The sequence below is a fragment of the Paraburkholderia sp. BL10I2N1 genome, assembly GCF_004361815.1.
Lineage (GTDB): Bacteria > Pseudomonadota > Gammaproteobacteria > Burkholderiales > Burkholderiaceae > Paraburkholderia.
Genome location: NZ_SNWA01000004.1, coordinates 1 through 19640, shown reverse-complemented (window position 1 = coordinate 19640; position 19640 = coordinate 1). Strand labels below are relative to the sequence as shown.

Genomic DNA, 19640 nt, shown 5'->3' with positions numbered 1-19640 from the left:
GTCGTCGCCGGCCGCTGAGGACAGGGGCGTTCCGCTAGTTGATCGTATCGGCGGCGACCTTACACACAGAAGCGTCCTGATCGCCTGTCCCGCCACTACAGCCGATAGCGCCCACAAGCTTTCCTCCTTGTACGAGCGGGAACCCTCCCGGCGATGCCACTAGCCCCGCATCCAGGGTGCTCACGTATGCATGTCCGGTCTCAAACTGGTTGTAGAAGGCCCGGGTCTCACGACGGAATCTTGCCGACGTGCGGGCTTTGTTCTGCGATATTGCGATCGACGCGTACTGCGCACCGTCCATGCGTTCGAACGCGAGGAGTTCGCCATGCGTGTCGACGACAGCAATGTTCATTTTCCAGTTGTGTTTCTTCGCTTCGGCTTCTGCAATTGCGAGCAAGCTTTTCGCGGTGTCCAGACCGATCGCATTGCCATAGGGAATGTCGAACGGGATCTTGTCGGGTGTCCCGCCCGCAGAGGGTTGTGAGGCTGGGGTTTGCGCCGTCGCAGCGGTTGCTACGACGAGGCAGGCTGCGCACGCGATCTGGATGAGGTTTTGCATCGCACCACTTCCCATTGGCTGGCCGAATTGTTGCCAACGTAACGCGAGAGGGAGCGGTACGCAAGGGGCATGAGCTCATCACGGGCGCAAGCGCATTTACCCTACAGCTCGAACAGGCAACGGGCCTTCGTGCACCGGCCAGGCCTGTTGCATCGCCGGCCATCCCGCCGCTCGAGGAGTATCTCGGTGTCGAGCTGTTTCGGCGCCTGACGCGCCGTATTGTCCTGACCGACGAGGGAGCCGAATTCCTGGCGGCCGTCAGCCGTTTGCTGGGCGAACTCACGAGGGAGGCCGAACGCATCCGCGCGCAAGACAGCGTGACGCGCCTGACGATCAGCACGAGCGTGTCGTTTGCGAGCAAGTGGCTGGCGCCACGTCTGTACCGGCTGAAGGCACGCTATCCGGAACTGGACGTTCATCTGGACGTTACGGATATTAACGTCGACCTGAGCGACGGACAGGCCGATGCGGCCGTCCGCTACGGCGGCGGCCGTTACCCTGGGGTCGTGGCCGAGCGGATAATGAAAGAAACTGTGACGCCGGTTTGCAGCCCGGCCTACCGGGCTGCGATGGGCGGTTCTCATCCATTGCGAGCATGGCGGGCTGCATGTTGCTGCATGAGGACCGCATGCGAGCCAACTGGAAGCAATGGTTCGCGCTGGCCGGGGTAGACATCCTCCGCAGCAGCCGTGGTCCGGCTTACGGTCACGGCAGCATGGCCGTTGAAGCGGCCATCCGGGGAGAAGGCGTGGCGCTCGGCTACGATCTGGTGTATCGCGCGGGTAACGAACGTCACCCGAAGGTGTGTGTGCTGCGGGAGTGGCTGGCCGACGAAATCCGGATGCTTTTTGCAGGCAACCAGTAACAGGTGTCCCTGCTCACTGCTCTGCATTGATGGAGCGCCGCAGCTTGATAGCCTTTCGTGTCCGTGCTTTCGACTTTAGGGAGATGGATAGCGCCGGGCGGGTTCCCCGGAATGCCTAGCGCCACTGCCCAGATATTTCGTCGGCAAGCGAGAGCTTCTCGCGGATAACCTTCGCCACGCCTGTCTGCGAATCATGCGAACCGTCGATTTGCGACAGCAGGAACTTTTGCGCCGAAAAATTAATGGACCGTATCAATCGACCGTCTATTCCCTTTATCCGCGTCGCGCATCGCTTCGTCTCGTCGACCAGGTCTCGCGCGCCACTAAAATCTGGCGTCACGTTGGCCTGCGCACGAAACTGTGCGCGCAGTTCGGAGGCGTACGCAGGAGACTGCCCGACCCGATCCATGTCGATTAACAGATCCGCACCGTCTACTATTCGCGAAGCGCAGAGAATCCACAACGCCACAAACGCCCGGTATGCATTGCTACTTTCGGCCGTACGCGCATACTGTTCGCAAAGTGCCGCATACTCTTCGACCGAAGCGCAAGCAAACGACGGCAAGCTCACTCCACACGTCTCGATGACCTGCTTTACAACGGGTTCGGCCTGGTTGAGACCCAAGACGCGAAATGGTGCAGCAACAAAGAACGGGTTGTTCCATTCCTGCCTTAACAGCCACCCAGATGCGAACTGCGATGCGGGGTTTCGCAAGACAACTGCGTGCACCGCTTGCGGAAACGCGCTCTTGAGCCACGGCAAACGACCCTGAGAGCGACAAAACTTGAAGACTGGCATTTTGCCTTGATCGATCGACCGGTCGCAGAGATTTTGCAAATAGGCTCGCAGTGCCGGAAATTCGTCGTCCGGCACGCATCCAAAACGATCGATACCGAAGCGCTTCCGGTACCCGACCACACCGCGCCCGCGCTCCTGCATGAACGACCGGTATTCTTCGTAGTAAGGCGTACCGAGTGGCGGGTGACCGGAGGCCGACGTAGGCCGTATGGCGGGAATATCGGCGAGGCTGAGGTCGCCGAGCAGGTTGCTCAATGGTTCATAAAAAGCCCTCACCGACTCCAGAGCCCGGAAGCGCGACCATACCCAGGTTCCCGCGCTCCTCCAGCCGGTGTGTAAAAAAATCCCATGCGCCCGCTCCCTTCCCTGCGTGACGGGGCTCCGCTCGCTGGCGGGATCCGTTGACATGCCCGCCGGGTCGGTTGCATGGCATGATGTAATTCCACGTATCGGCATCATCGGTCCTCTTTTCAAAATTTGCCGCTGCCATGTCATTAGTACCGTTAGTTATAAGCTAACGATCAGCAACGGGCTCCGCCGAGGACGCGAAGCCTCTCAGAGAAAGCAAGGCTAGTGTAGATCGCCTGGATCCGGATTGCGTTTCGAGCTGGAGGAGGATTGCAGTCCCATTCGGGTTGGAAGGCGCGTCCTGCGTTTGGCAGAATCCAGCCACGTACCAGGACGAATTCGTCATCGGCCATATTGTCAAAGCAACGTTGCTGGAGTTCACACCATTATGAAGCCCTTTTGCTTCGCAGCGGCCCTCGTCGTGCTCACCGCCGGCTGCTCCTCGACATTGTCGCCCGCGAACAATCAGACCGCCCGGCCAGGTCCGGCCGAAACGGATACCTACATTCTGCACGCTACCGACGGTACGACGCCCGGTGACTCCACCTCAAAGCCACCGAGGCTCAGCGTCGGTGTCAGCTATCCCGATACGCAATTGATTCTGCCGTGGTTCCTCAATGACATCATCAACTTTGTTAACTATCGCTAGCCTGACAGGGAGGTGTGCCAGAACTGTGCACCCCACGGCCGAGGCGCAATCCGCAACGTTCGCCACAGCGTCGTACGCTCGCAGAGTCGTTGCGCTGTGGCGATCACTTCCTGGTCAGCATCCGGAGGATTTTCTGCACGATGAGCTCATGCTGCTCCAGCGCCTCATCGACCGTCCGTGCTCCGTAGCTCTGGTTGTCTCGCGCTTCCATTCCGGCGACGCGTGTCACGAACAGCGAAGCCTCCCCGGTTTTCGGTTCGGACACACCGCGGAAGCGGGTCGTGACCGTCACACCGGATTCGTCCAGCAGTGTGCGGCGGAAGATCAGTTCGTTCTCAGTCATCCAGCGCGACCACTCGCCGCGGTCGAACACCTCGACAGGTCTGTTCTTCGCATCGAGGATATAGAAGCGTTCCCTGCTGGACGGGACAGAGCGTGATTTCATATTTCAATGCGGAGGTGTGAGCAGGAAGCCGATCGCCTCCCGCCACCAGGTTTCGTCGACGCGGCCAATCCAGTCGTTATGTTCAGCCGCCTTCACCACCATCAGTTGTCTCGGTTCGGCCAGCGAGTTGTAGAGCGCTTCGCCGAAGCGCGGGGGGACGATGCTGTCGCGTTCCGCAACCACGACGAGAACAGGGCGGCCGAACGACGCCAGGTGGGTCACGCTGTCGTATCGGTCGCGCAGCAGCCACTTTACGGGCAGCCACGGATAGTGCCAGGCGGCGACGTGCTCGAGCCGATCCCATGGCGTGATGAGCAGCAAGCCAGCTATCTTGTCGCGTTCACGCGAGCCGGCCGCGGCCGCCACGCCGGCCCCGAGCGATTCGCCGATGAGCAGCAGCGGCGCGCCATAGAGGCGATGCGCCAGCGCGATGGTCTGTTGGGCATCAGCGACCAGGCTCTTTTCGCCCAGCATGCCGTCGCGCGGCCCGTAGCCTGGATATTCGGCGAGGATCACGCGCAGCCCGAGCCGGGTGAGCGCTTCGGCATAGAACGAGCGGTGTCCGGCATGCCCCGCGTTGCCATGAAAGACGATGGCAGTGGCGCGCGCGGATCCGGCTGGCTCGGCCACGAGGCCCCGGAACGCCTCAGATGTCGGCCAGGCGCGAAGTCCGCCGGAAGCGACGTCCCCGATTGCCGCCTTCTCAGGAAAGTAGATAAAACGATCCTGCAAGATGGCGACTCCTGCGAAGACAATCAGGCACGCAACGGCGAGACGCAACATCAACCTGGTGAATTTCATCGCCTTGAGCCCGATCCACCGATCTTTTCCGTAGCTCAGCCAGTTTAGCTGCATTCGCCACCGCTTGTGTCCATGCGTGTCGTCGCGAGCTTCGCGCTGACGGCGCCCGGGACGGCTGCAAGGCAACAGGCAAGTGGCAATGACGCCCCGCGCTTGCACAGCGAACCGTGGATCATCCTTTGTGCTGCATACTTCACTGAATCACACCACCGAGAGCATCGACATGGCTGCTCACCTTGCACACTCCTGGTTGACCTGCAGCGAGCCTGTAGCTGCTGCACAGGCCGCCGGCCGCCCGCTCGTGGCGCTGGAATCGACTATCATCGCCCACGGCATGCCCTACCCAGAGAACGTTCGCACGGCGCGCGAAGTGGAGGCCTTGATCCGCGAGGTGGGAGCGGAGCCCGCGACCATCGCGCTGATCGGAGGGCGAATCCACATCGGTCTCTCCGACGACGAGCTGGAACTGCTCGGCCGCTCGGACCAGGTACACAAGGTCAGCCGCCGCGACCTGCCGGCCGTGCTGGCCGGCGGCAGGCTCGGCGCCACGACAGTGGCTGGCACGATGATATGTGCCGCGCTGGCCGGCATTGAGGTCTTCGTTACTGGAGGCATTGGCGGCGTGCACCGGGGCGCGCAGGAAACTTTTGACATCTCAGCCGACCTGCAGGAACTGGCGAAGACGTCGGTGGCGGTGGTCTGCGCCGGTGCGAAGTCCATCCTGGACATCGGGCTCACACTTGAATACCTGGAAACGCACGGTGTGCCGGTGCTCAGTTGCGAGCAAGACAATTTCGCTGCGTTCTACACGCGCGACAGCGGCTTTCGCGCGGACTTCAGGCTGGACGACGCGGCGGAGCAGGCACGCTTCATCCGCACCAAGTGGGACCTGGGCCTCAAGGGCGGTGTACTGGTGAGCACTCCGGTGCCGGAAGCGGCAGCGATGACGTTCGAAGAGACCGACGCGCTGATTCAGCAGGCGCTTGCCGAGGCCACTGCGCAAGCAATCACCGGTAAGGCCGTGACACCCTTCCTGCTGGCTCGCATCAAGGCGCTGACGGGTGGACGTAGCCTCGCGACAAACATCGCGCTCGTGAAACACAATGCCGAGGTCGGGGCACGGCTGGCGCTGGCGTTGGCACACGCAGAGAGCGGGACAGGCGCGGCATAGCCACCGGAACGACCGTTCTCTACCAGACTTCGCGTCAGCTTCCAGCGACCGTTTTTTGACAGCCGCCCACCCTCGAGCATCCTGCCTGCAGTTGATGTGTGGACTGAGCCTGACGGGAGCGTCCTGCCGCGCATGGCTGCCAACGCCAGTTACCGGGTCTGGTCGGGGTTCACCAGACGCCTGACGTGCATGCGGCCCGGCGGTTCGAAATGCGTCCCGAAACGGACCAGCCCTGCCTTCCGGAGGTGGCAGATCATGATGAAGCTCACCAGCAGACCCGGATCCGGCCTCTCGTCAATCTCGATTTCGACCGCACGCAGGCGCGGCTCGAATTTCAGCAGGGTGCTCTCCATCTGGTTGCGCAGATCGTGAACCGATGCGGGCAGATTTCTGTATATCTCGGTGAGGTCGGGCAGCCCATAGTCGGGGACGTGCTTGAGCGCGCCTGCGCGCGTGTTGAGGATGCGCCGGATGTTGGCCTGAACGCTCAGGATCTCCAGTGTCTTGTCGTCGTAGTTCCCAAGCGGCTCACCGTCAATCTGGCCGAGCAGCATGTCATAGAGGGATGGTCCTGCGGGCATGTCGATCCCCGTTCAGTCAACCGACAATCCGGCCGCTGGAGCTTGCGCAGCAGTGTCACCACGATCGATGAAGTCGATCGTCAGATTGCCGTCAGGCGAGCTGGACAAAGCGATCTTTGCGGGCGCAGCACCGTTTGCCATGCGTGTGAGCAGCTCGCGCGAGACTGTGGGCAGAACACGCTGGTTGAGGAACGCGTCCACATTGCGCGCGCCGAATTCGCGCGCAAGGCACAGCTCGGCCATCGCCCCGATGAGCGAGTCGTCGCAGACCAGCTCAACATCATGCTGCCGGCGCAGGCGTTCGGCGACCTTTCCAAGCTTCAGGCGCACGATGGCGGCGAGAGCGGCCACATCGAGCGGCCGGTAAACCAGCGTCTGGAAACGCGCGAGGAGCGCTGGCTGGAAGTGCGCCACAAGCTGCGGATGGATCGCTTCGAGGAGTGCTGTCTGCGCGATCGCCGGGTTGTCCGTCGTGGCGTCGTCGATCTGGGCGCTGCCGAGATTGGACGTCATCAGGATCACGCAGTTGCGGAAATCGATTTCGCGACCTTCGCCATCGCGCATGCTGCCGCGGTCAAACACCTGGTAGAAGATGTCCAGCACGTCGCGGTGAGCTTTCTCGATCTCGTCGAGCAGGATGACGCTGTATGGTCGTTGGCGCACCGCCTCGGTCAGGACGCCGCCCCGACCATAGCCAACGTAGCCTGGCGGAGAACCCTTGAGCTGTGAAACCGTGTGCGACTCTTGATACTCCGACATGTTGATCGTCGTGAGTGCAGCTTCGCCCCCAAAGAGCAGGTCCGCGAGCGCGAGCGCGGTCTCCGTTTTGCCGACCCCCGAAGGGCCCGCGAGCAGGAATACGCCGAGCGGTGCATGTTCGTTCTTCAGGCCCGCCTTCGCGGTGCGCAGGCTTTCCGCGAGGGCAGCCAGCGCCTCGTCCTGCGCCACGATCCGCTTCGCGAGCGTTTCCTCGATTGTGAGCAGGCTCCGGAGTTCGTCTTCGACCAGACTGCCGACCGGCACGCCGGTCCACTCGGCGACCACGCGTGCGATCGCCTGCGCGTCGACGTCGACGAAAACCAGCGGCGACTTGCCTTGTGCAGTGGCGAGCAGCTGTCTGGCTTTGTCAAGTTTCGGTCGATCAACGACGCTAGCTCCGCCGTCATCAGAAGGTCCGCAGTCGTGGATCCGATGCACCAGTTCGAGTTCGCAGACGTAACGTGCCTGCAGGCTCGTCAGTTCGTTGTGTGCCTCTTCGAACGCAGCGTTCAGGCTGTCACGCCGTGCCTTGACGGTATCAACGCCAGTCCGCTCGTCCGAGGCGAGCGTCGCGCGCTCAAGCTCGAGCGCTGAGACTGCGGCACGGGCGCGCTGCAGTTCCGCCGGCGGCGATTCGAGGCCCATGCGCACGCGCGCTGCTGCCGTGTCGATCAGGTCGACAGCCTTATCCGGCAACTGCCGTGCAGGGATGTAGCGGCGCGAGAGCTTGACTGCTGCCACCAGCGCTTCGTCACGGATGTGCACGGTGTGATACTTCGCATAGCGGTCCTTCAGGCCCCGCAGCATCAGGCACGCCGCTTCGTCGTCCGGTTCGTCGACCTTGATCAACTGGAAGCGGCGCTCGAGCGCCGCATCGCGCTCGAAATATTCCTTGTATTCCGACCAGGTGGTCGCGGCGATCGTGCGCAGTTCGCCGCGCGCGAGCGCGGGTTTGAGCAGGTTGGCCGCGTCGGCGCCGCCGGCGGCGTTGCCCGCGCCGATCAGCGTGTGCGCTTCGTCGATGAAGAGCAGGATCGGCTCGGGCGAGGCCTGCACCTCGTCAACCACGTTTTTCAGGCGCTGCTCGAACTCGCCCTTCACGCCCGCGCCTGCTTGCAGCAGCCCGAGATCAAGCGTGAGGATGCGCACGTCGCGGATTACGTTGGGCACGGTGCCTTCGGCCACACGTAGCGCGAGGCCCTCGACGAGCGCGGTTTTGCCCACGCCCGGCTCACCCACGAGGATAGGGTTGTTCTTGCGGCGGCGCGCGAGCACGTCGACCATCTGCTGCATCTCGCGATCGCGGCCAAAGACAGGGTCGATTTCGCCGCGACTTGCCTTCTCCGTCAGGTCGATTGCGAAACGGCCGAGGGCATCGCCTTCTACGTTGCGCTGGGACGTCCGTACTTTCTTCGAGTCTGGCGCGGCCGACGCTACACCAGTTTGCGTTGCTGCTGCCGCTTCTCCCTGCACCGCTGCTGGCTCTTCAGGCTGGTCCTCACATGAACGCTGCCCCAGGCGCGGCAGCAGACGCTGGATCTGTGCGCTGCTGACCGTCAGCAGCTGCCATGCCTTGGGCGTGCGAAGGACTTGCGGCGCATCAACAATCGCCTGCAGGACATGCCCGGAACGGATTGCCGAATCCCCTGCATCGGAAGACGAATGAAACCAGGCTTCCTGCAGGACGTGCGCGAGTTGCTGGGAGAGGCTGGGGCGGCCACGCAGGTTACGCGGGGTGTGCTCGATGGCCGCGAGCAGGGCATCCCATACCGCGTCCACGTCGAGATCATAGTGGTTCAGTATCGCTGGGATATCACCGTCTCCGGCCTCGATCAGCTTGAGCAGCCAGTGCTCGACCGAAATCTCGTCCGCGAGCCGTGTCTGGCACAGGCTCGCGGACGCTTCAAGCGCCTTCGCGCAGTGTGGATTGAGCCGGCGCAGAAGCTGGCTGGTGTCCCGGGGAGATGTGCTTCGGTCGTTGTGCAGGGTCATGTTCGGGCTGCTCGCGCAGGAGCGCAAGGAAAGAGAGGAGTGACCGCTGGAAGTGGCCACTCCTTGCAGCAAAAAAGCCAGTCCGCGAAAGCGGACTGGCATAGGAGGCCGCCGGGGATGACAACCTCCAGACCACGGGTAACAAGGATCAGGAACGCTCGTTCCAGGTATCCTTGTGGATGATGTTGCCGTCCTTGTACGACCAGGTGATCGTCTCGTAGCGCAGCTCGACTTCCTCGAGGTGATTGTGCTTCTCGTAGTCCGGGATCTTGATGTCGAGCATCTTCGGATTGACCGCGACGATCTTCACGTTGTCGAGCTTCGTGTTGAAGTATTCCTTCTCCTTGCCCGCGTCGTCGATCTTGTACCACTTGATCTCGACCGACTTCAGCGTCTGGCCGCTCGTCACCGCCTTGTACAGGTACGGCGTCGACGCATCGGTTTCCTTGGTCAACTTGATCGGCTTGTGCACGCGCGTTCCGGTCAGCTTGCCGCTATTCCCGTCGGTCGGGATGTTCACGCCATGCTCGAACTCAGTAAGTTCGACGCTGCCTTCACGGCCCTGAACCGTCACCGAGCCCTTGATGTCGGCGCCGCCGTCGTCCTTGAGCCACATGTATGCCGGAATTGCCATTTTTACTCCCTTCTTTGTACTGCGACGATTGCCCGGAGCCAGCCCCCGAGCCTTGAGTTCCCGAAGCGGATGCTCCGGGGGCGAAATTGATCGAGCGTCAACCATGAGGCGCATCTGGAACCAGCGTGATCTCCACACGGCGGTTTTTCGCGCGACCCGCTTCGGTGTCGTTCCCGGTAATGGGACGCGTGTCACCGTAACCTTGTATCGCGAACTGTGTGGCAGGAATGCCGGAGGCCTCGATCAGCCAGTCGCGTACAGCCTCTGCACGCGCCGTCGAGAGCTTCAGGTTGCGCTCCGGATTGCCCACATTGTCGGTGTAGCCGGCGACCAGAATCCGTTTGTCCGGGTGTGCCTTGATCATCTCGAGTGCGTCGACCATCACGCGCGTCGAGCCATCCTTGAGCTGTGCGCGGCCACTGTCGAACAGCGACATGCTGTTAAGCGTCACAACAGCCGGAGGCGGAGGGGGCGGAGGAGGCGGCACATACGAAGCGATCGCGTCGTTGAGCGCCGGGATCGCCCGCCCACCCCGGTACATGCCGAACGATAGACTGAGTGGAACACCGACCCGCCCGTAGCGGTCAAGTTCATCCCGGTCAGCCACCAGCGCCTGCAGGGCGTCACGCCGTGCGGCGTCATGCGCGGCCGGGATCATCGAATAGCGGTCGAGATCCGCACCAATGCGCGTGAGCAGCGTCTGGTTGTTCCTGCCGGAAAAGAAGAGCGCGAACGCGGCCGCGCAGGCAAACAACGCAAGCGCATGGGCGAGGGCGGCCAGACGCGGCGACATCCAGCGGCGCTGTGGCATGGCCGCGATCAGCGGTTGAGGCAGTGGCCACGGCGTGGGCGAAGCCGCGGCCGGGGCTCGCAGGACGCGGGTCTGCATTTCGACATCGCGCGCCCACGGATTGCCCGGTCCACCCCCCGGCCCGCAGTCGATCCAGCCGGCGCCAAACAGTGCCCATAGCGTGGCGGGCTGCTGCCGGTCCGTGAGGGCGTGGATCACAACCCGCTGCGTCCAGCCAGCGATCGACGCAAGGCCGGCAGCGCGTGCGACCGCCACGCGACCGTTCGCCACTAGCTGAGCCTCGCTTTCGGCCGCGCGGATCAAGGACTCGAAGCGCTGCGCACCGGTCATGCGCTGCGAGGAAGAAACGCCGTACCACTGTGGCGTCGCGATGTCAGCCGGTGCAGTCGTCAGTCGTTGATAGATTGCGACGTATCCCGGCAAGGGACCTGAGCCGAGCATGCGCGCGGCGTCCGCGACGGCCTGACGTACCACACGCAGTGACTGCGTCAGCAAGTCGGCGTCCGTGTACCGGGCCGGTACCGCCGACAGCAGGACCCCATCCGGGGCACGGCCATCGCGCCACTGCCTGACGGCAACCGCCAGGCGCGGCAGGTCCTGCGGCCGGTCTACCCGCACCCAGATCGCGCCGTCGCCAACATGCGCAAAGCGTTCCCCATCGTGCCGGTTGAAGAGCGCGGGCAGATCGTCGCCCGTGACGAGCACGAGTGGCATGCGTGTGCGTAGCCTGACCGGAATGTCCCCGGTTGCTTCGCCGAGCGCGGCCAGCACGTGGGCGCCCTGGCCCCGCGCACGCCAGAGCATCCGGGTGCGCAGGTAGATGAGCAGGAGGGCTGCGATCACAATCAGGCCCGTGAGCATCCAGGCCATCCCCCGCTCCGGCTGTGCCACGAGCCCGATGACCGTGAGGGCCAACGCACACGCCAGCACGACCATCAGCCGAACCGGGTAGCCCAGCCCTTCGTGGCCTGAATCCGGTGCGCGGGTTGTCGCTGCAGTCAGAATGGGCAGATCAGATTTCACTGACGGCTGACCTTCGCGGACGTGATGTGCGCGAGCTGTGCGTCGAGGGCCACGTTCCACCCTCCCCACACGGTCACTGCGGCCACACAGGCTAGACCTGCAATGGCCCACGGCGAAAGCCGGTAGAACCAGTCGGACAGGCGCCGCCCCGCGTGGTCCGCGATAAACGGCTGCTCGACAGCGGGACGAAGCTTTTGCAGCCGCGTATTGAGCGCGGCAACCAGCTCGGCGCGCTTCGCGTCACCATCGCGGGCATAACGGCCCATGAACCCCATGCCGAGGATTGCTGAATAGCACTCGAGCAGGTCGGCGTTGGGCGATGCCTCACGCAGACGCACTTCGAGGCAATCGATGACGCGCTCGCCCGCATCGTGCAGCTTGAAATGCTCGACCTGCAACGGCTTCAGCCCCCATCCTGAACCTCAGGATCACCCACATTTTTCGTGAGCCAACTTATTCGTCTTGCCTGAAGATGCGATACATCTCGGTGATCTCGTGCAGGACGAGAAATCCACGCCACATGACGGTGGGACCGGGTGGGTGGTCATGCTTGCGGTTCAGGTACCCACCGAGTTTTGCAATCCACAGCACGACCTCACCGAGTGAAGGTATTGCAGTCGGTGGTTTTGACGTGCGATGGGTGCGGCTATGAAGCGCGCGCCATTCGTCTGGTTGCAGAAGGACTTCGCACGACAGGTCCGGATCGGCACGACCCAGCAACGTCGCGTACATGATGCGCCAGCTGATCACCGCAAATAGCGCGGTCGACCGTACGAACCGCTCAAGGTTGCCGAACTGACGCTTTTCAATGCTGCAGCCACTCTTCAGTACGCGGTGCCACGACTCAATCGTCCATCGGCGGGCATACCAGCCGAGTCGTTCAAGGGTGTCCTCAAACGTGATCGTCGGCACGGAACTGAGCAGCATCCATTCGAGCGGCTCGATGTCCGCCGGCGGCGTGGTTTCAAGGGCGTGGATCGCATAGACTGTGACCTCGGCGAGCCGGGATGAAGGCCGTTGCGGAGGCCTCAGTCGCACTGGCGTACACCGCAGTGTCAGACGGGCGACGCGCCTGGGTTGATTACCCACTGGCGGGACCTGTAACTCCGTTTCGCCCAGCGGGGCGGTCGCGGCAACGGCCTCCCAGAGGGAGTGCTCGGGGTTGACGGTCTTGCGATCCGACTTGGCTCGGATCAGCCACTCAACGCCTCGCGGACGCTCGGCCGTGAACACTTCGTAGAGGTCGCTTTCCCGGTCACCGATTCCAATCACCAGGGTCTCGGGACAGCGTGCCTTGAGGGCGCCCAGATGCGCGATGCCTTCGAGCCACTTGACGCTCTCCTTGTCTGCAACCGGAAGGTGCTTTCTCTGCTGCTTCTTGCCTAATTGCGCGTCGGGTCGCACCCAGGTCTTCATACCCAGCACACCCAGCGGCAAACCTTCTGGCGTGACGGCCAGCAGGCTGTGCAGCATGAAGCCGCGCGAAGCGTTGCCCGTGCCGTAGCCCAGTCCTTCGGTCGCTTTGAGGTGGCTCAGGTTGAATTCGGTCGTGTCCTGCACCGCAAGCACGACCGGTATGCGGGTCATGCGCCGCAGGGTCTGTTCAATGTGCGGAGCAAGTACGCCATCCGTATCGACCTGTTCGTTGTCGAAAAAACGATAGGCTGCCTTGAGCTCGGCGGCATTGAGCGAGCGCGGGAATGGGCAATCAGGACTACTTGCCAACCGTCGCGCCAGCGCGACCAGTCGGCTCGTCAAACGGGCATCGCCCAGATTGGCCGCACCGAATTCGGTATCGGCCCAGTCAGCGTTATCGTCTATGGAAGGCAACGGCGTGTCGTTTTACAGGCAATACACGCAAGTTAACATCGCCTGACTCAGTTTACAAGCGCGATTCAGCGAAAAGATGTGGGCGATCCTGAGATCCTGAACGGGCTTCGTCACCCAGCTCCCGCAGCGCCGTTTCGTCAAGCAGTCCGCACTGCGCAACCATCGCTTCCAGCCGTACGTCCTCGGGGTAACCTCGGTGCGTGAGCGAGTCCGAAAAATTTCCGATGAGCTGCCGGCACCGGTCGCGAAACGCCGCGGCGTCCGTTACCGTTCCACCCGGCGCGAGTGACGTGACAAGCAGTGCCGTGTCTCGCAGCAGATCGCGTATTCCAGCACTGCTGACGCGGTCGGCGGCCGGCGCGCTACCCATCAGGGCTGGCCCACTATCGCCGGAATGGCGGGAAGTCAGGATTGTCATGAGCGCAGCACCGCATACAGTTCGAGGGTGGCGTCGGGCACGGATGCCGGGAGGTAGACCTGACAGGCCCGGGCAGCGAGCATCTTCGCGTGCACAGTACTCGTGGAGTCGAGTGCGAAGTACTGATTGTCCAGTCGCACCGGAATGGCGCCGGGCACCCGTTGCACGGCCTTGAGCGGAATACCCAGCAGTGCCGAATTGATGATGTGCTCGACATCATCGGGTGCACCGATCTTGCACAATCGCGGGAACTGTTCGACGAGTTCGAATACCGGCATCGGCGCATTGACCGAGAGGTACCAGTCCGCGGCCCCTGCGGTGATGCGCTCGTCAAGAAACTGGCCCGTCCAGGTTGTCGGGCCTTTGCGCGTGAGGCCGATCGACACTACACGCGACGGAATGATCGCATCCAGCAGTTCGCGGATCTTCGACTCGAGCTTCGCGAATACCTCGTCAGCCCGTGCATGGTCATATGCCGGGATATCAATGAGCCGGGCCCCGGTGGAGAACGTCATCAGTGCACTGGCGAGTTCGGCGAGCGTGATATATAGGTGCTCAGGCGGGCGGGCCGGATGCGAGGCATAAAGCCGCAGATGCGGCCACGCCGCGTGAATGCAGTGCAGCAGCCAGAAGAGCTGGGCATCGGCGACACCGTATTCCGCGACCTGCTCGATGCGCTCGCTGCGGCGCGAGCCCAGTGCGAGACTTTTTGCCTGCAGAATGTCTGCAAGGCGGTTGATCCGCTCGATATGGAGCGGGTGACTGGCGAGCGTCAGGCAGGGGGGCACGAACCGGTGATCGACCTGGAACTGGCCGTTGGTCGCGCGCGTGAGCCGTGCGATGGCGCATACCGTGTCATCGGCATGCGGCTCAAAATCGAAGAGCAGCCGGATCGCGTGACGCTCTGTCGCAATTTCAACCTCATTCGTGCCGTTCAGGTCCATGACCTTCGCAAATTCACGATACGAACGCCGCGGACGCGCGAGTGAGGTCTCATCAAGGCGGCAGTTGTTGCCGTTGGCATCCAGGAGTGCAAGCGCGGCGAACACGACAACGCTTTGGCGGTCGGCGGGAATGCCCTGGCCGAGGTCACGCACTCCCGGGAGCGCGTCAGCCACCGTCGTGTCGAAAGGCGTGCCGTCGGGGAAACGCCCCTTGAGGCGGGTAAGTTTCAGCCGTCCCGTCGCGAGTGCTTCCTCGTCGACTTCGACCCGGAGCGTTCCCCATGGGTCGGCAAAAGCCGCGGCAACGAGCTGCTGCAGGGCAAATTCCGTCCACCGGTCCTGTTGCTGGAAGTGCTGCTGCGAGAGGATGAGGCCGTCGTGCCAGAGTGGTTTGTCGATTCGCATGTGTTGGTCGTCTGCGCATTTTGTACTGCTTTCAATCGGCGGATTCTAAACGCGATATCGGATATCTGTATACCCCATGCATATATTTTTATGGAAATAAGATTTGTTAAATCCAATTAACGTTTTTACCATTAATATGCGCGCGGCATTACAGAGAAAGTGCGTTAGTAAACCTAACTGGGTCTTGGTGGAAGCCAAGAATATACCCAAAAATCAGCAGCGTTGGACGTCACGCGCACTTCGAGGCACGAGTAGATTCACGTTCATAAAAATTCAAACATTGTGAAAAATTGATGCCTTATCTTATTAATATCGATCCGATTTGTAATTCCGTCGCGAATTCTCTTTGACGCCTTGGCGATAATCCGTTCTAATACGCTGCGGTAAACCAAGCCGCATGAATGGAGACCGCACAATGGGGTGCAGTCAGCATGGTTATGTAGTTGCGGTTGCAACTGATGATCGAAGGAGCGTCACACCAGATACCCTATCGCTGCGGGCGAATTCAGCGGGGATCGCGAACGTCACTTCATAAGGAGTCTTAATGGACAGTTTTCAGCGAGAAATCCCGAAAAGTCGCGTATCAATTACGCTAGACCTTCATACGGGAGGGGCACAGAAGAAGGTCGAACTGCCGCTCAAGCTGCTCGTCGCGGGTGACTTCAGCGCGGGCCGTGAGCACGCGCCACTGGCCGAGCGCAAGAAAGTCAATATCGACAAGAACAACTTCGATGCCGTGCTGGCCGACTATGCACCGGACCTGAAGTTTGCGGCCGAAAATACGCTGGCCAGCGACGGCACCGAACTGCCGGTGAACCTGTCGTTTCGTTCGATGAAGGATTTCGAGCCGGAGCAGGTCGCGCGCCAGATTCCGGAACTTCAGGCGCTGCTCGCGATGCGTCACCTGCTGCGCGACCTGAAATCGAACCTGCTCGACAACGGTACCTTCCGTCGCGAGTTCGAGAAGATTCTGAAGGACAAGCGGCTGTCTGACAAGCTGCGCGGCGAACTGGGGCAGATCGCCACGGCCGCTACGCAACCGGAAGGGCATGCCTGAGCGCCGACGGCCCAAGACGGCCTTCACCGCCTTTCGCAACCAGGTTGCGCCACAAACGCAGACAGGACGAACAATGAACCAGAATCAATCCAGCCCGGGCGCAACAGAAACTGTTGTCCTCGAACACGACAGCGTCTATGCCTCGCTGTGCGACAAGATCAACCTGAAGCCCATCGCCCAGGCGCGCCCGCTCGAAGCGTTTCGCGACAGCGACATGCTCGCCGAGGCATCGGCCGACGAGCGCATTGCGCGCGGCATGAGCGCGTTCCTCGAGCTTGTGTCGAAATCGAGCCAGACGGTCGACCGCCTTGACAAGTCGCTGCTCGATTTCCATATCGGCCAGCTTGACCGGCAGATCGGTCGTCAGCTCGACGCCGTGATGCACACGCCGGAATTCCAGGCGCTCGAAGGCCGCTGGCGTGGCCTCAAGATGCTCGTCTCGCGCACCGACTTCCGTCGCAACGCGCGCATCGAAGTGCTTGACGTGTCGAAGGACGCGCTGCAGCGCGATTTCGAGGATACGCCGGAGCTGATCCAGAGCGGCCTGTATCGCCTCACGTACATCGAGGAATACGACACGCCGGGTGGCCAGCCGATCAGCGCCATGATCAGCGACTTCGAATTCGCGAACTCGCCGATGGATATCGCACTGCTGCGTAATATCTCGAAGGTGGCGGCAGCCGCACACATGCCGTTCATCGGCTCGGTGGGCGCGGCATTCTTCGGCAAGCAGTCGATGGAAGAAGTGGCGGCTATTCAGGATATCGGCAACTACTTCGACCGCGCCGAGTACATCAAGTGGAAGAGCTTCCGCGACACCGACGATGCGCGCTACGTTGGTCTCACGATGCCGCGTGTACTGGGCCGTCTGCCGTACGGCAAGGACACGACACCCGTGCGGGCCTTCAACTATGAAGAAGCGGTGAAGGGCCCGGACCACAACCGGTACGACCCAACCTATTTGACGCTTAAAGGCGGTAAGCTCGTTATCGATACAAGCAAAGGCATAGTGAAGCAAAACGACTCGGACCATACCGTGCATCCTGTTTCGGCTCGTGACCGGATGCGTCTGAAGCAGTTATCAGACGCACTGCGCCAGTGGCGTCCACAACCGTAGAGAAACGACGATGCTAACGCGGCGCATTGATCGGGCTAACTTGAACAGGAAGTGGGTGGACTTTCAGCCCTTGGACGCCGCGCACGATCCGACGCATACGATGTTCGCGACCACGCAAGGGTTCGTCGACTATTCGGTCGGTGCGGATGTGCCGAACCCGGGTTCGCTGGACAAGCTCAGCCCGCTCATGACGTCGATTTACCAGGTGTTGCATCTGGCAGGCGACCAGACACAAGCGGCCGATGACCTGTGCAACGCGGCGAAAGACCCGTGGAATGCGCTGCGTATGTCGAGGCTGATCATTCAGCACGAGAGCGAGTGGGCTAATTCCGACAAATGGAAGCAGTTGATTGCCCGCGATCGAGGCACGCACGGGCCTCGGGCCGAACACGCCGAGGAACAGAAACGGATCGAAAAAGCTGGTCTGGTGGGATGAGGTCAAGGCTGGCTTGACTGGCTTCCCCGCGTCGAATGTATTTCATATCCATCCGATCGGATTGGTGGGGAACTTTGCTTGCGAACAGCAATTGATAACGCTCGACATGCTTGTTGCTGTAGAACCAGCTAATTCAGTTGAACACTATACAAGCATGCTGCCGCATTTGAACAAATACGCTAAAGCGTATTCCGTAAACACGTCGAAAAGAATCGCACATTTCTTGTCGCACTGCGCTCACGAAACACATTTTCGGGTTACCGAAGAAGGATTGAACTATAACCCTCGGAATATGCGAAAACTTTCGGATGCAAAGGGGGTAAGAATAACTACAATGCTTCCTGTGACGACTGTGCGCACGGTAGATTGCGAGACAAACTGTGGAGCCATGAATCATATTACGCTAACAACGTAGAGCATCTAGCGAACTATGTCTACGCAGGCAGAATGGGAAACGGCGATGAGTCAAGCGGTGATGGATACAAGTATCGCGGACGAGGGTTTATTCAAATAACTGGTAAGAGTGGGTATCAGTCTTTCCAGGATGAGCATAATCGCCGAGTGCCAGATGACCAAAAGGACTTCATTGCGCATCCCGAACTTGTCGTGTCAAACGTGGAGTACGGCGTCGAGTCTGCATATGTCTTCTGGTCACGTAGTAATTTGAATCGAACATCAGACACCGGAACTGTTAGGGACGTCACTCAGATTGGTGAATGGCGGACAGAATGGCTATGCTGATCGCCTTAGTCGGTACAATAAGGTGGCTCCTATTTTGGGTCTTTCGACGGAATGAAATCGTGAAAATATTTACCCCGTATTTTTTTTGGCAATTATTTTTAATTTTACAACAGCGGCACACGCAGAAGGCATGTGTTGGAGCCGAAAGAAGAAGCTGTATTTAAATTGCGAAATTGAACAGGACTACTGCCTCTCTATGTGAAATGAAAGATACTGGCGTTTTGACGTATCGCAATGAACAATGAAGAAAATTGACATTGGAGGTTTCAGATTAGCGGCTCGAACAAAGGTAACATTTTTATTTTAGTAATGTCCCTTACGCTGGCGGTGGCGAACACATATTAGATTCTCGAGGCTGGATATACCTATTATCTCTATGACAAGACCGTGAAGACGGATGATGGTCCAGAATTTTCGGCTGGAATAATTGTGTATCGCGGCAACAAGAAAATTTCTCGGAAAATTTGCAGTAACGATGCCTCGATTCATCAGGCGGCCTACAGCGACATTACGAAAAGGGTATAAGGATATTGAATCCAAATAGGTAGGTGCGGACATAGGCCATACGAAGAAGCGCGCAAGTGCAAATTTTCAGGTGATTTCAAAAGGCGCGTCAACCTATGCGTGCGGCATATGAAAGCGCGCTGCTGGCTTTGCTAGCAAGTTGATCATCGCATTCATCAAATTAGCTTGAACATGGATATTAAAATGAAGAAATTAGCGTACGAAGGTGATAGTACGAGTCACGGCGGAAAGGTCCTTACCGGTTCAGACCGGATCAAGGTTAAAGGTCGCCGCGCAGCGCGCGTGGGCGACCTTGTGTCCTGTCCGATTCACGGCGACAACGAAATCGTGGAAGGGGGGCGGCATCAGGGATGCTGGCACGCCGCTTTCGCGTGATGGAGACAAGACCCAGTGCGGGAGTGTCCTCATCGCTGTGTCTGATGGGCGACGGTCCGATAGCCAGATGCCGATTGACTTTGCTCGCATACCGCCGCGGATTTCCGGTACCTGCGCCGCCGCAGCTCTCGAAACCCGTTTGGCTTGTGCTCCTCGGCGTCGTCCAGTGCCTGGGTGCCGCGCTGACGATTTTTCTGTGGCCGAAAGGCCGACCGACAAACACTGTTTGGTTCTGGTTCTGTGTCGTCGGCTTATCCGATGCTTGCATGGGCGTTTTTGCTGTGCTGCGCCTTGGATATTTATACGCACGACGGAGTGGAGCAATCGCGCAAATCGCGTCAGCGACCACGAAACC

Annotated in this window: 18 protein-coding genes and 2 pseudogenes; 8 read left to right on the top strand and 12 right to left on the bottom strand. The window is 60.5% G+C overall.

The features are described from left to right. Window positions 1-34 precede the first annotated feature (34 nt). Window positions 35-559, bottom strand: a complete 525-nt coding sequence (locus tag B0G77_RS41480; RefSeq protein ID WP_133667667.1) for a heme-binding protein — start codon at window positions 557-559, stop codon at window positions 35-37. A 14-nt stretch (window positions 560-573) separates the two neighbouring features. Between B0G77_RS41480 and B0G77_RS41475 the strand changes: the two genes are divergently transcribed. Beyond that, on the top strand, window positions 574-1230 hold the full coding sequence (locus tag B0G77_RS41475; protein WP_243751520.1) for a LysR substrate-binding domain-containing protein: 657 nt from the start codon (window positions 574-576) through the stop codon (window positions 1228-1230). Further along, window positions 1188-1424, top strand: a complete 237-nt coding sequence (locus B0G77_RS45120; RefSeq protein WP_243751519.1) for a hypothetical protein — start codon at window positions 1188-1190, stop codon at window positions 1422-1424. Before B0G77_RS41475 ends, B0G77_RS45120 begins: the two co-directional genes overlap by 43 nt. Window positions 1425-1539: 115 nt before the next feature. Here B0G77_RS45120 and B0G77_RS41470 read toward each other — a convergent pair whose 3' ends face one another. Continuing rightward, window positions 1540-2499, bottom strand: a complete 960-nt coding sequence (locus B0G77_RS41470) for a hypothetical protein (protein ID WP_347814224.1) — start codon at window positions 2497-2499, stop codon at window positions 1540-1542. A 460-nt stretch (window positions 2500-2959) separates the two neighbouring features. Between B0G77_RS41470 and B0G77_RS41465 the strand changes: the two genes are divergently transcribed. Next, window positions 2960-3220, top strand: coding sequence for a hypothetical protein (locus B0G77_RS41465; RefSeq protein ID WP_133667666.1), 261 nt, complete (start codon window positions 2960-2962; stop codon window positions 3218-3220). Window positions 3221-3323: 103 nt separating this feature from the next. Here the strand turns inward: B0G77_RS41465 and B0G77_RS41460 are convergent, their stop codons facing one another. Together B0G77_RS41460 and B0G77_RS41455 are read right to left on the bottom strand one after the other, a co-directional pair. After that, window positions 3324-3665, bottom strand: a complete 342-nt coding sequence (locus B0G77_RS41460; protein ID WP_133667665.1) for a hypothetical protein — start codon at window positions 3663-3665, stop codon at window positions 3324-3326. A 3-nt stretch (window positions 3666-3668) separates the two neighbouring features. Then, window positions 3669-4466, bottom strand: coding sequence for an alpha/beta hydrolase (locus B0G77_RS41455; protein WP_133667664.1), 798 nt, complete (start codon window positions 4464-4466; stop codon window positions 3669-3671). A 223-nt stretch (window positions 4467-4689) separates the two neighbouring features. Between B0G77_RS41455 and B0G77_RS41450 the strand changes: the two genes are divergently transcribed. Next, on the top strand, window positions 4690-5637 hold the full coding sequence (locus B0G77_RS41450) for a pseudouridine-5'-phosphate glycosidase (RefSeq protein ID WP_133667663.1): 948 nt from the start codon (window positions 4690-4692) through the stop codon (window positions 5635-5637). A 149-nt stretch (window positions 5638-5786) separates the two neighbouring features. Here the strand turns inward: B0G77_RS41450 and tssE are convergent, their stop codons facing one another. The 8 genes and pseudogenes from tssE to tssK all read right to left on the bottom strand — a co-directional run bounded on the left by tssE (window position 5787) and on the right by tssK (window position 15034). Then, entirely contained in the window at window positions 5787-6218 is a 432-nt protein-coding gene (gene tssE / locus B0G77_RS41445; RefSeq protein WP_133667662.1) for a type VI secretion system baseplate subunit TssE, read from the bottom strand. Window positions 6219-6230: 12 nt separating this feature from the next. Next, window positions 6231-8969: a type VI secretion system ATPase TssH gene (gene tssH / locus B0G77_RS41440; RefSeq protein WP_133667661.1), complete on the bottom strand. Its 2739-nt coding sequence runs from the start codon at window positions 8967-8969 to the stop codon at window positions 6231-6233. A gap of 148 nt (window positions 8970-9117) precedes the next feature. Continuing rightward, window positions 9118-9603 carry an Hcp family type VI secretion system effector gene (locus tag B0G77_RS41435; protein ID WP_133667660.1) on the bottom strand — a complete coding sequence of 162 codons (486 nt, stop codon included), beginning with the start codon at window positions 9601-9603 and terminating at the stop codon, window positions 9118-9120. Window positions 9604-9700: 97 nt separating this feature from the next. Beyond that, entirely contained in the window at window positions 9701-11437 is a 1737-nt protein-coding gene (locus B0G77_RS41430) for an OmpA family protein (protein WP_133667659.1), read from the bottom strand. Continuing rightward, window positions 11434-11856, bottom strand: a pseudogene (locus B0G77_RS41425) (DotU family type IV/VI secretion system protein); the annotation flags it as partial. The pseudogene B0G77_RS41425 and the gene B0G77_RS41430, both read right to left, overlap by 4 nt. Window positions 11857-11890: 34 nt before the next feature. After that, window positions 11891-13267, bottom strand: coding sequence for an IS4 family transposase (locus tag B0G77_RS41420; RefSeq protein WP_133662695.1), 1377 nt, complete (start codon window positions 13265-13267; stop codon window positions 11891-11893). A 52-nt stretch (window positions 13268-13319) separates the two neighbouring features. Beyond that, the gene (locus B0G77_RS41415; RefSeq protein ID WP_243751504.1) at window positions 13320-13685 is read right to left on the bottom strand and encodes a DotU family type IV/VI secretion system protein; all 366 of its coding nucleotides are present in this window, start codon (window positions 13683-13685) and stop codon (window positions 13320-13322) included. Then, window positions 13682-15034, bottom strand: a complete 1353-nt coding sequence (tssK, locus tag B0G77_RS41410; protein WP_133667657.1) for a type VI secretion system baseplate subunit TssK — start codon at window positions 15032-15034, stop codon at window positions 13682-13684. The genes B0G77_RS41415 and tssK overlap by 4 nt, the downstream gene beginning before the upstream one ends. A 544-nt stretch (window positions 15035-15578) precedes the next feature. On the opposite strand from tssK, the gene tssB reads away from it, so the two are divergent. The 4 genes and pseudogenes from tssB to B0G77_RS41385 all read left to right on the top strand — a co-directional run bounded on the left by tssB (window position 15579) and on the right by B0G77_RS41385 (window position 19285). Further along, entirely contained in the window at window positions 15579-16091 is a 513-nt protein-coding gene (gene tssB / locus B0G77_RS41405; RefSeq protein WP_133667599.1) for a type VI secretion system contractile sheath small subunit, read from the top strand. 73 nt (window positions 16092-16164) lie between these two features. Beyond that, window positions 16165-17040, top strand: a pseudogene (tssC, locus tag B0G77_RS41400) (type VI secretion system contractile sheath large subunit); the annotation flags it as partial. Between the two features lie 223 nt (window positions 17041-17263). After that, entirely contained in the window at window positions 17264-17644 is a 381-nt protein-coding gene (locus tag B0G77_RS41395; RefSeq protein ID WP_133667656.1) for a hypothetical protein, read from the top strand. Between the two features lie 1437 nt (window positions 17645-19081). Then, window positions 19082-19285, top strand: coding sequence for a PAAR domain-containing protein (locus B0G77_RS41385; RefSeq protein ID WP_347814226.1), 204 nt, complete (start codon window positions 19082-19084; stop codon window positions 19283-19285). The last annotated feature ends 355 nt before the right edge of the window (window positions 19286-19640 follow it).

Excerpts from the sequence above, each read along its gene's own strand:
- B0G77_RS41480 (WP_133667667.1), bottom strand. The coding sequence starts at position 559 with ATGCAAAACCTCATCCAGATCGCGTGCGCAGCCTGCCTCGTCGTAGCA.
- B0G77_RS45120 (WP_243751519.1), top strand. The coding sequence starts at position 1,188 with ATGCGAGCCAACTGGAAGCAATGGTTCGCGCTGGCCGGGGTAGACATC.
- B0G77_RS41465 (WP_133667666.1), top strand. The coding sequence starts at position 2,960 with ATGAAGCCCTTTTGCTTCGCAGCGGCCCTCGTCGTGCTCACCGCCGGC.
- B0G77_RS41460 (WP_133667665.1), bottom strand. The coding sequence starts at position 3,665 with ATGAAATCACGCTCTGTCCCGTCCAGCAGGGAACGCTTCTATATCCTC.
- B0G77_RS41455 (WP_133667664.1), bottom strand. The coding sequence starts at position 4,466 with ATGAAATTCACCAGGTTGATGTTGCGTCTCGCCGTTGCGTGCCTGATT.
- B0G77_RS41450 (WP_133667663.1), top strand. The coding sequence starts at position 4,690 with ATGGCTGCTCACCTTGCACACTCCTGGTTGACCTGCAGCGAGCCTGTA.
- tssE (WP_133667662.1), bottom strand. The coding sequence starts at position 6,218 with ATGCCCGCAGGACCATCCCTCTATGACATGCTGCTCGGCCAGATTGAC.
- tssH (WP_133667661.1), bottom strand. The coding sequence starts at position 8,969 with ATGACCCTGCACAACGACCGAAGCACATCTCCCCGGGACACCAGCCAG.
- B0G77_RS41435 (WP_133667660.1), bottom strand. The coding sequence starts at position 9,603 with ATGGCAATTCCGGCATACATGTGGCTCAAGGACGACGGCGGCGCCGAC.
- B0G77_RS41415 (WP_243751504.1), bottom strand. The coding sequence starts at position 13,685 with ATGACAATCCTGACTTCCCGCCATTCCGGCGATAGTGGGCCAGCCCTG.
- tssK (WP_133667657.1), bottom strand. The coding sequence starts at position 15,034 with ATGCGAATCGACAAACCACTCTGGCACGACGGCCTCATCCTCTCGCAG.
- tssB (WP_133667599.1), top strand. The coding sequence starts at position 15,579 with ATGGACAGTTTTCAGCGAGAAATCCCGAAAAGTCGCGTATCAATTACG.
- B0G77_RS41385 (WP_347814226.1), top strand. The coding sequence starts at position 19,082 with ATGGATATTAAAATGAAGAAATTAGCGTACGAAGGTGATAGTACGAGT.